The organism is Pseudomonas sp. PA-4-8C, assembly GCF_021606625.1.
Taxonomy (GTDB): Bacteria; Pseudomonadota; Gammaproteobacteria; order Pseudomonadales; family Pseudomonadaceae; genus Aquipseudomonas; species Aquipseudomonas lactis.
Map to the genome: position 1 here is coordinate 1 of NZ_WKCD01000221.1, position 9,565 is coordinate 9,565.

Consider the following 9,565-nt stretch of genomic DNA (forward strand, 5'->3'; position numbering starts at 1 on the left):
CATCACGGGCGATGTGGGCGCGGGCCTCAGCTATCAGCCCCACGACCCCACTGGCAGCCGCTACGAAACCCGGCCTGTGCCGTACCTGGACCTGGATTGGGGCAACGTCAGCCTGAGCACCGATGACGGCCTGACCTGGAGCGCCCTGGATACCCACGGCCTTACCGCTGGCCCCTATATCAACTACCTTTCGGGGCGCACCTCCAACGGCGAGTTGCAAGGCCTGCGCAACGTGTCGGACATGGCGGAAGTGGGCGGTTTCGTCCAATACGCCCCGGCCAATTTCTGGCGGGTCTACGCGCAATTGGGCCAGGCCGTGGGCGGCGGGCATTCCCAGAGCGGCGCCCTGGGTAAAATCGGCGGCGAACTGGGTTACCCCTTGGGTGGCGGGATTATCGGCAGCAGCGGCCTGGTTGCGCATTTTGCCGATGCGCGCCAGACCAATACCTTTTTCGGCGTAGACAACAACGAAGCTGTCGCCTCGGGCTTACGGCCGTATAACGCGAGCGGCGGCTTTCAGAACGTGACGCTGAGTCAAAGTTTTTCCTTCCCCCTGGCGCCCCATTGGTCACTGCTGACCAGTGCCAGCTGGGTACACCTGGTGGGGTCGGCGGCCAAGAGCAGCATCGTCAAAGAGGCTGGCCAGGTGAATCAGGGCCAGGTGCAGACGGCGATCAGCTACACCTTCGACTGAATTACCCGGGAGCAAAATGTGGGAGCGGGCTTGCTCGCGAAAGCAGTGTGTCAGTCAGCTAATATTTAACTGATCCACCGCATTCGCGAGCAAGCCCGCTCCCACATTGGGCCTGCGTTCATAACACTATTTTCAGTGTTCTTCGCCCTCAGCCAAAAGGGCGATACCACCGATAATCACCACCACGCCTACCCAATGCAACGCGCTGATGTGCTCGCCCAGCCCCAGCCAAGAACCCAGCAATACGGCCACAAACACCAGCGAACTCAGCGGAAACGCCAGGGACAAACTGCTACGCCGCAGAATCAGCATCCACACAAAAAACGCCCCGAGATAGCTGGCAATCGCCGCCAGAATTCCCGGGTTGCGCGCCACGTCGGCCAGCCATTGCCAACTGAAGTCCATCGGCCCCAATTGATCGCCGGCCACCTTGGTGAACAATTGCCCTGCGCTTTCGGTGGCGATCAGCAATGCCCATAGCACCAGGGTGCCAAGCCGCCCATGCAGCCAGCCAGTATTGATTGTCTGCGTTGTCATGCCTGGTTCCCCGCGATTGCTACCAACATCACACCCAACGTGATCACCAACGTGCCCAGCCAGCGACGTCGGCTGACGGTTTCCTTGAGCACCACCCTGCCCGCCAACACCACCAGGCAATAGGCCAACGCCGCCAGCGGAAACAGCAGACTCAAGGGCGCACGGGACAGCGCTTCGAGCCAGACAAAAAACTCAATCACATAGGCGCCGACGCCGGCCCACAACAGCGGCGCATTGAACACCTGGCCCCAGAACGCACGCAGGCGAAAACCGCCATCGAGTTGCGGCAAACGGTCCACGCCCAATTTGAAACACAGCTGGCCAATCACATCGAGGACGATGGAAAACGCCAGTAACAACACCACGGTCAGGGTCACGGGAACAGCTCCTCAAACAGGTCGATCAAGGCTTCATTGGTTGCAGCATTACGCTGCAAGTCTTGCGGGCTCCAGCGCTCCGGTGGCGGCTGATCAGACTTGGCTTCCCAGCGCTTGAACGCGTTGCTGAACGCCGGCGTGGCGAACTCACCGCAGACGTCGATGCCAATGATGCGTTTACCCGCCGCCAACGCCCGCAGGGCCTGGAGCAAATGGGTCAGGCGCATGCCGCCCTGGTCCCAGTTGGTGGCGGCGTCTTCACTGGCCAGCACATCTTTGTCGATGGTGATCCAGATCGCTTCGGTGGGCAGGCTGGCAATCATCTGGTCGAGGAAAGCCGCCCAATCCAGGTCCGCCAGGTTGCGCCAATGCAGGTGGTTTTCCTGTTGCTGGTGGCCGGCGCCGTCCCCCACCCGGCCCCAGACCTTGGACGGCGGATGCTGCCAGGGAAACAACTGCAAACGCCCGCGCTTGAGGGCGCCAAGGTTGCCGCCGCGCAGTTGCGGGTTATGCAGGTCATCGCTGCACGGGCCGAGGGTGACGATGCGTTGGATCGCCGGCATCTTCAGCGCCCGGTTGACCCATGAACCGCAGTGCCGCTTGGGCGCAAAGCGCACCCAGTCGGGGTGGTTGTCAAAGTGGATCAGGCTGATGGGCTCTTTGAGGTCGGCCAAAAAGGCCGGCGTAAGGTGGTGATAATCGCCGGAGCCAACAAACAGGATTTCCGGGCGCGCGTCACGGGGCCGAGGCCGCTGGGCCAGGCGCTCGACGAAACGTTTCCAGGTTTTTTCGGTGGACCACAAACGCAATTTCGGGCCCAGGTCCAGCAGGTCCAGGCGCGTGGCCCGACCGCTGGCCAACCGCCGGGCAATCGGTGCCTGGCCGGTGAGGCTGTGGTCAAGGTCAAGAATATTCAAGGTAAGTTACACCCCTAATGGCAGCGCCCAACCGCAGGCCGGTTGGGCTTTAGGGGGGTAATGCAAGGGATGGGCCAGCGCTTGGATGAGCGCCATTTTTGCAAACAATGAGTATCAAGTGTGGGAGCTGGCTTGCCTGCGATAACGGTGTGTCAGCCAGCCCATTTGCAACTGACAGTCCGCTATCGCAGGCAAGCCAGCTCCCACATTTTGCTCCGCGTTCGGTTTCAGGATTTCGATTCGTTGATGATCTGGCGAATCGCACCCACGAAGGCCTCAGCCGGTTGCCCACCGCTCACCGCATATTGGTCATTGAAGACAATGGTCGGCACCGAGCTCACCCCACGGGAAACCCACAGCTGCTCCTGCTCGCGGACCTCGGCGGCGTATTCATCGCTGGCAAGAATCTCGGCGGCGCGCGCAAGATCCAGCCCGACGCTTTCGGCGATGATCGCCAAGGTCGCGTGGTCGGAAGGATCCTGGCCATCGCTGAAGTACGCCTTGAACAGCGCTTCCTTGAGGTTGTACTGCAAGCCTTCCAACCCGGCCCAGTGCAACAGACGGTGCGCGTCGAAGGTGTTGTAGATACGGCTCTGGCCATCGGTGCGAAAAGCAAAGCCCAACGCGGCGCCCATGTCACGGATACGCGCACGATTAGCCTGGGACTCTTCAGCCGTGGAGCCGTACTTTTCGGTAATGTGCTCGACGATGTTCTGACCTTCGGCGGGCATGTTCGGGTTCAGTTCGAACGGTTGAAAATGAATCTCGGCCTGCACCTCGCTGCCGAGCTGGTCGAGGGCTTCGGTCAAGCCGCGCAGGCCGATGATGCACCAGGGGCAGGATACGTCGCTGACGAAATCGATTTTCAGGGGAGTACTCATGGTGGGCAACCTCGCAGGCAGTCATGCGCATAAAGGTTGCACCATACACCACCTTCACAGCACCTTCGAAGGCTCGCTCAAATCGATCTGCGCCCAATGCGCGCCATCCTGGCGATGGGCTTGCAGGTAGGGCAACACCGCCGCCAGCAAGGGCGCCTTGAACGCTTCCTGAAAACGGTGGGCCAGGCCGGGAATCAATTTCAACTGGCTGCCCTGGATATGCGCGGCCAGGTGCACGCCATGCATCACCGGCAGCAAGGGGTCGGCGGTGCCGTGGACGACCAACGCAGGCACGCGCAGTTGGTTGAGCAAGGGCACACGGCTCGGCTCGGCCAGGATCGCCATGATCTGGCGCTTCACGCCTTCGGGGTTGAAAGCGCGGTCATAGGACAGCGCCGCCTGGTGCAGCAACGCCTGGCGATCGTCCTTGATATCCGGGCTGCCCAACGCCGCGAGCAAATCTGCCTGTTGCTCCAGCGCCACCTCACGGTTGGGCGCGCTGCGCCGCGACAGCAATTGCACCAGCGCCGCGTTCGGCGCGGGCAGGCCCTCGGCGCCGGAGCTGGTCATGATCAGGGTCAGGCTTTCCACACGCTGTGGCGCCATGGCCGCCAGGTGTTGAGCGATCATGCCGCCCATGCTCGCGCCAAGTACGTGAAATTGCTGCACCTGCAACGCATCCATCAACCCCAGGGCGTCGTCGGCCATATCGGTCAAGGTATAAGGCGCCGCCACTGGCAGGCCGAGCTTGTAGCGCAGCACTTCGAAAGTCAGGTTGGCGCTCGCCGGCGCCTGCCGCCAAGTGGACAAGCCCACATCGCGGTTGTCGTAGCGAATCACCCGGAAACCTTGTTCGCACAGGGCCACCACCACTTCATCCGGCCAGTGAATCAACTGCCCGCCCAGGCCCATCACCAACAGCAACGCAGGGTCGGACGCACGGCCGATACTTTGATAGGCGATGCTCACCTGAGCCAGGTCGACCGTTTGGGTCGGGACATTGACATCACATCGAGAAGCCGCAAAAGACGGCAGGCCGAACAGGAGAGCGGCCACTAAAAACAACGCACGCATGAAAAACACCAAAACGCAGAACCCCAGTAGAGCGCGAGTCTGATGAAGTTTGTTCAAGCGCGCTGCCACAGTTCGATGACAGTTTGATGAAGAGCGCCCAGTGGTCATGGTCGACACGATTGGCAACATGAGACAAAATCAAGCAATCCGTTTTCGTCGCAAATTTTCTTCATGGAGCGCCTGTGCTCGAAATCCGTCACTTGAAAACCCTGCACGCCTTGCGTGAAGCCGACAGCCTGGTGGAAGCCGCCGAGCGCCTGCACTTGACCCAGTCCGCCCTCTCCCACCAGTTCAAAGAGCTGGAAGAGCGCCTGGGCATGCCGCTGTTCGTGCGCAAGACAAAACCGGTGCGCTTCACCAGCGCCGGCCTGCGCCTGCTGCAATTGGCCGACGCCACCCTGCCGCTGTTGCGCGGTGCCGAGCGCGATATTGCGCGCCTGGCCGGCGGCACCGCCGGGCGCTTGCACATGGCGATCGAATGCCACAGTTGTTTCCAGTGGCTGATGCCGACCATCGACCAGTTCCGCGATGCCTGGCCGGAAGTCGAGTTGGACCTGGCCTCGGGCTTTGCCTTCGCGCCGCTGCCGGCATTGGCCCGTGGTGACCTGGACCTGGTGGTGACCTCCGACCCGCTGGAACTGCCGGGCATCACCTACGTGCCGCTGTTCACCTACGAAGCCATGCTGGCGGTGGCCAACCAACACGCGCTGGCGAACAAGTCTTACATCGTGCCCGAAGACCTGCTGACAGAAACCCTGATCACCTACCCGGTGGAACGTGACCGCCTGGACATCTTCACCCGCTTCCTGGAACCGGCCGACGTCGAACCGGCCCAGGTGCGGACTTCGGAGCTGACGGTGATGATGATGCAACTGGTGGCCAGCGGCCGTGGGGTGTGCGGCATGCCCCACTGGGCGCTGCATGAATACAGCTCACGCGGGTATGTGAAGGCCAAGCGGTTGGGTGAGAAAGGGTTGTTCGCCACGTTGTATGCGGGCATCCGTGCCGACATGCTGGATGCGCCTTATATGCGCGACTTCTTGCTGACGGCCAAGGACACCTCGTTCTCCACGCTGGATGGCGTCAGCGCGGTGCGTTGAGCGGGCCCGATCGTTCCCACGCTCTGCGTGGGAATGCCGCCAAGGACGCTCTGCGTCCAAGTGGTGACGCGGAGCGTCACAGGATGCGTGCCCACGCAGAGCGTGGGAACGATCAACGTAGCTCGCGCCACATGTGGATCTTGTCGAAGTATTCCACGCCTACCCGCACGGCCAATGGCTCCAGGCCGTACTGAATGAAACCGCAGCGCTGGTAGAGCGCAAAGGCGGCGTCATTGCCGGCGGTGACGGTCAGTTGGATCAGTTTGAGGCGCGGGTGGCGACGGGCTTCTTCCAGTGCGGCTTGCACCAGTTGCCGCCCAAGCCCCTGCTGTTGATAAGCCTCGGTCACGTACATGCCGAACAAGGTCACCTTGTGCCGGGCCTTCTCCCGTGGCTCAAATGCAAGGCCGACAATACCCGCCAACTGATCGCCGTCGAAGGCGCCAAACAGCCGGTCCAGCGGGCTGCCGAGGCGCTTTTCCCACCAGCTCAAGGGCATCAAGGCACGTTCGGCCACGCTGGAGGTGAACGCCTGGGGATAAGCGCCATACGCCTGTAGCATCAACGCCCGGTATACGGGTGCGTCGGAAGCCTCCAGCGGGCGAATGATCATGCGTCGATCAGCGACGCGCGGTAGAGCGGCAGGATCGTATCGCGGGTCAGCGGCGCCAATTGCAGGCCGCCATCGCCCGTGGGGTCGATCCAGCGGATTTCTTCAATTTCCGCCGCTGGCGTGACCGCAACGTCGATCTGCACCTGGAACAGCTCGGCCTGCACGGTGAAGCCCGGTTCGTTGGCGGCAGGCGCCGAGAATTGGCCGAGGTACGTGGCGTCCTCTACCTTGATGTGCAGGTTCAACTCTTCATACAGCTCACGGGCCAGCGCCTGGACGGGTTGTTCGCCTGCGTCGATCTTGCCGCCAGGTTGCATGAACGCCTGGGTGCCGCGCTTGCGCACCAGCAGGGTCTGGCCGGCTTGGTCAATGAGGATGGCGGCGGCGATGCGGATGGTTGAATCATTCATGAAAGAATCGAGGTCTCTTCGGGCTGTTTGATAAATACGCTGTACTTGGCGCCTTCCATCGCTTCGAACGCGATCAATTTGTCCACCAGCGGCAAGTTAAGCACCTTGCCAGCATTGAGCAGCAGCATGCCGTTATCGGCATTGAGGTTACGGGCCAACACCATGCCGGCCTCAAGCTCACGGGTCGTGAGGACTTTGACCGTGGGGTCGCCCAGGGTCACGTCGCTAAGGAAGGTGGCGCAGGCCTGCACAAAATCTTCCACCAACGCCGGGTCATACAGGCGCCCGGCGTACTTGCGGATATACAACAGCGCTTCGTCGCTGTTGAGGTGTCGCTCCAGGATCAAGCCTTTCTGCAATTCGATAAAGTCCACCGCCAGCTTCAGCAGCCGTGAACCGGGCGGGATGGTATCGCCCTTGAGGTGGTCGGGAAACCCCGTGCCGTCCCAACGTTCCTGGTGATGACGAATGATCCGCGCCGCATCCTTCATCGGCTCCAGGGTCATCAGCAACGACTCGCTCTGCCCCGGATACTCACGGTACAAGCCACGGTCGGTGCTATGCAGTTTGTCTGACGGTGCAACCATCATGCTGTCGGTCCAGCTCAACTTGCCGATGTTGTACAACGCGGCGGCCATGGTCAGGTCACGGGTGCTGGATTCGTCCATGGACTGGGCGGCGCAATACACGCGGATCAACTCGATCAACGCACGGTTGGTCTGTTTGTCCTTGGGCAAGCGCAGGTTGGCCAGCAGCGAGAATACTTCGGTGCCGGTCACGTAGCTGCGCTTGAGCTCGTCGTAGGCCAGGTCGAGCATGTCGGCGGTTTGTTGCAACTCGGCGGTACGCGCCGCCACGCGTTTTTCCAGGGTGGCGTTGAGCAGCTTGAGCTGTTCGGTCTGGTCTCGGGCCAAGCGTTCAAGCCGTTGATGCTCGAGGGTTTGCTGCAACACCAGTTGCAACTCCTCGTCGTTCCAGGGTTTGCTGATGTAGCGGTGGATCTGCCCGTCGTTGATCGCCTTGATGATGGTGGTCAGGTCGGCGTAGCCGGTGAGCAGGATGCGGCCGGTGGCGGGATACAGGCGGTGGACCTCGGCCAGCAGCGTGGCGCCGTCCATGCCGGGCATGCGCGCATCGCTCATCACCAGATCAATGGGCCGGGTCGCCATGATCTCCAGCGCCTGGGCGCCGCTGGTGGCCAGTACCACGTCATAGGGCTGGCCGCGCAACAGGCGGCGCAGGCTGTTAAGGATCGACTCTTCATCGTCGACCAGCAAAACAGCGGACTTCGTAGCGAGTTGTTCATCCATGGCGACTCTGCCTTCAAATTAAACGAAGTTAAGCTAAATTGAATCCGCGCAATACAAAGCGCGATTGATTTGACGCCAACTGGCCGTCGATATCAAGGGAACTCAACTATGCTGCATTGCATACTCGCGCCCCGTTCAGTTGTAGAACCAGGGAAGGAATTGTCATGCCATCAAGCCTTTTGCATGTGCCGAGTGCGCCATGAAGACGGAATCGGGCCGGGCCAACCGGCGCATCCTGATCGTCGACGACACCGCTTCGATCCACCAGGATTTTCGCAAGATCCTCTGTGCCGACGAGCACGGCGAGCCCTCCCTCGATACTCTGGAGTCCGCCCTGTTCGGCACCACGGCGCCGGTGCGCCAGGCGTTTGACCTGGATTCCGCCTACCAGGGCCAGGAAGCCTTGGCACTGGTCCAGAAAGCCCTGGACGCCCACTCGCCCTACGCCATGGTGTTTATCGACATGCGCATGCCCCCTGGCTGGGACGGCCTGCACACCATCGAACAGTTGTGGGAGGTGGACCCCAACCTGCAAATCGCCCTCTGTACGGCCTATTCCGATTACTCCTTCGAGGCCATCGAAGCGCGTCTGAAATACAACGACCAACTGCTGATCCTGAAAAAGCCCTTCGACCACCTGGAAATCCGCCAGATGGCCAGCGCCCTGACCTGGAAATGGCAACTGGCCCAGGACGCGGCCCTCAAGGTGATCAGTCTGGAGCGCACCATCGAGGAACGCGTGCAGGAGCTGCTCAAGGTCTCGCATTTATTGCAATACGACGCCCTGACAGAGTTGCCCAACAGCACCTTGCTGGGCGACCGCCTGACCCAGGCGATCGCCTTGAGCCGGCGGCATGACACGCAACTGGCGGTGATGTTTCTGGGGCTCGACCGCCTCAAGCGCATCAACAACGCCCTGGGCTATCCGGCAGGCGATGAGGTGCTTGCGCAGGTGAGCCTGAGCCTGGTGGCGGCGATACGGGCCTCGGACTCGGTGTTTCGTTATGGCTCCGACGAATTCGTGGTGCTGCTCAACGATATCCAGCATCCCCAGCAAACCCAGCACATTGCGCAAAAGGTGCTCAATGCTGTCTGCGCGACTCGCCATGTCGCGGGGCATGACTTGAGTGTAAGCGCCAGCCTGGGCATCAGCATTTACCCCAATGACAGCGACAACGCCGTGGGCTTGCTCAAGCACGCTGAAACCGCGATGCGCACCAGCAAAGAACGCGGCCCGGGGGATTTCAGCTTTTACACAGAAGACATGAACCTGCGCGCCCAGCACCAGCAAAACCTGGAAAGCGCGATTCGCCAGGCGCTGGACCGCGATGAGTTTGTGCTGCATTACCAGCCCAAGCTGGCGCTGGAATCCGGGCGCATCGTCGGCGCGGAAGCGCTGACACGCTGGTTTCGACCGCAGTCGGGCTGGGTCAGCCCAGCGGATTTTATTCCTGTGGCCGAAGACAGCGGCCTGATCGTACGCCTGACCCAATGGGTACTGCGCCAAGCCTGCGCACAAGCCCAAGCCTGGCGCGAGATGGGCCTGGTGCCCCTGCGCATGTCGGTGAACATTTCGGCGATCGACTTTCGCCAACGAGACTTCGTCGACAACCTGGCCGCCATCCTTAAAGAAACAGGCCTGCCGCCCACCC

11 protein-coding genes are annotated in these 9,565 nt (G+C 61.4%); 3 read left to right on the forward strand and 8 right to left on the reverse strand.

All coding sequences use genetic code 11. The annotated features are described in order from the left end of the window. On the forward strand, window positions 1-694 hold a 694-nt coding region (locus GIW04_RS23355; protein WP_236479233.1), incomplete at its 5' end, for a MipA/OmpV family protein. 132 nt (window positions 695-826) lie between these two features. Here the strand turns inward: GIW04_RS23355 and GIW04_RS23360 are convergent. The 5 genes from GIW04_RS23360 to GIW04_RS23380 form a co-directional block, all read right to left on the reverse strand. After that, window positions 827-1,231 carry a transporter gene (locus GIW04_RS23360; protein ID WP_003188932.1) on the reverse strand — a complete coding sequence of 135 codons (405 nt, stop codon included), beginning with the start codon at window positions 1,229-1,231 and terminating at the stop codon, window positions 827-829. After that, window positions 1,228-1,608, reverse strand: a complete 381-nt coding sequence (locus tag GIW04_RS23365) for an EamA family transporter (protein WP_003188930.1) — start codon at window positions 1,606-1,608, stop codon at window positions 1,228-1,230. The genes GIW04_RS23360 and GIW04_RS23365 overlap by 4 nt, the downstream gene beginning before the upstream one ends. Next, window positions 1,605-2,525, reverse strand: coding sequence for an arginase (locus tag GIW04_RS23370; RefSeq protein WP_034134472.1), 921 nt, complete (start codon window positions 2,523-2,525; stop codon window positions 1,605-1,607). The genes GIW04_RS23365 and GIW04_RS23370 overlap by 4 nt, the downstream gene beginning before the upstream one ends. Window positions 2,526-2,752: 227 nt before the next feature. Further along, window positions 2,753-3,406: a DsbA family oxidoreductase gene (locus tag GIW04_RS23375; RefSeq protein ID WP_003188927.1), complete on the reverse strand. Its 654-nt coding sequence runs from the start codon at window positions 3,404-3,406 to the stop codon at window positions 2,753-2,755. Window positions 3,407-3,460: 54 nt separating this feature from the next. After that, the gene (locus GIW04_RS23380; protein WP_034134312.1) at window positions 3,461-4,480 is read right to left on the reverse strand and encodes an alpha/beta fold hydrolase; all 1,020 of its coding nucleotides are present in this window, start codon (window positions 4,478-4,480) and stop codon (window positions 3,461-3,463) included. A gap of 182 nt (window positions 4,481-4,662) precedes the next feature. Between GIW04_RS23380 and metR the strand changes: the two genes are divergently transcribed. Next, window positions 4,663-5,580 carry a transcriptional regulator MetR gene (metR, locus tag GIW04_RS23385; protein WP_003188924.1) on the forward strand — a complete coding sequence of 306 codons (918 nt, stop codon included), beginning with the start codon at window positions 4,663-4,665 and terminating at the stop codon, window positions 5,578-5,580. Window positions 5,581-5,692: 112 nt separating this feature from the next. On the opposite strand, the gene GIW04_RS23390 is transcribed toward metR, so the two are convergent. From GIW04_RS23390 to GIW04_RS23400, 3 genes are read right to left on the reverse strand one after another with little or no spacing between them, the layout of a single operon-like run. After that, a complete protein-coding gene (locus GIW04_RS23390; protein WP_120248727.1) occupies window positions 5,693-6,193 on the reverse strand; it encodes a GNAT family N-acetyltransferase in 501 nt (166 codons plus the stop codon). After that, window positions 6,190-6,603: an NUDIX hydrolase gene (locus tag GIW04_RS23395; protein ID WP_003188920.1), complete on the reverse strand. Its 414-nt coding sequence runs from the start codon at window positions 6,601-6,603 to the stop codon at window positions 6,190-6,192. The genes GIW04_RS23390 and GIW04_RS23395 overlap by 4 nt, the downstream gene beginning before the upstream one ends. Next, a complete protein-coding gene (locus tag GIW04_RS23400) occupies window positions 6,600-7,913 on the reverse strand; it encodes an HD domain-containing phosphohydrolase (RefSeq protein WP_003188919.1) in 1,314 nt (437 codons plus the stop codon). The genes GIW04_RS23395 and GIW04_RS23400 overlap by 4 nt, the downstream gene beginning before the upstream one ends. A gap of 199 nt (window positions 7,914-8,112) precedes the next feature. Between GIW04_RS23400 and GIW04_RS23405 the strand changes: the two genes are divergently transcribed. Continuing rightward, window positions 8,113-9,565, forward strand: a 1,453-nt coding sequence (locus GIW04_RS23405; RefSeq protein WP_236479235.1) for a putative bifunctional diguanylate cyclase/phosphodiesterase, incomplete at its 3' end; no start/stop codon positions are given.

Coding starts and splice junctions, on each gene's coding strand:
- GIW04_RS23360 (WP_003188932.1), bottom strand. CDS start 1,231: ATGACAACGCAGACAATCAATACTGGCTGGCTGCATGGGCGGCTTGGC.
- GIW04_RS23375 (WP_003188927.1), bottom strand. CDS start 3,406: ATGAGTACTCCCCTGAAAATCGATTTCGTCAGCGACGTATCCTGCCCC.
- GIW04_RS23380 (WP_034134312.1), bottom strand. CDS start 4,480: ATGCGTGCGTTGTTTTTAGTGGCCGCTCTCCTGTTCGGCCTGCCGTCT.
- GIW04_RS23390 (WP_120248727.1), bottom strand. CDS start 6,193: ATGATCATTCGCCCGCTGGAGGCTTCCGACGCACCCGTATACCGGGCG.
- GIW04_RS23395 (WP_003188920.1), bottom strand. CDS start 6,603: ATGAATGATTCAACCATCCGCATCGCCGCCGCCATCCTCATTGACCAA.
- GIW04_RS23400 (WP_003188919.1), bottom strand. CDS start 7,913: ATGGATGAACAACTCGCTACGAAGTCCGCTGTTTTGCTGGTCGACGAT.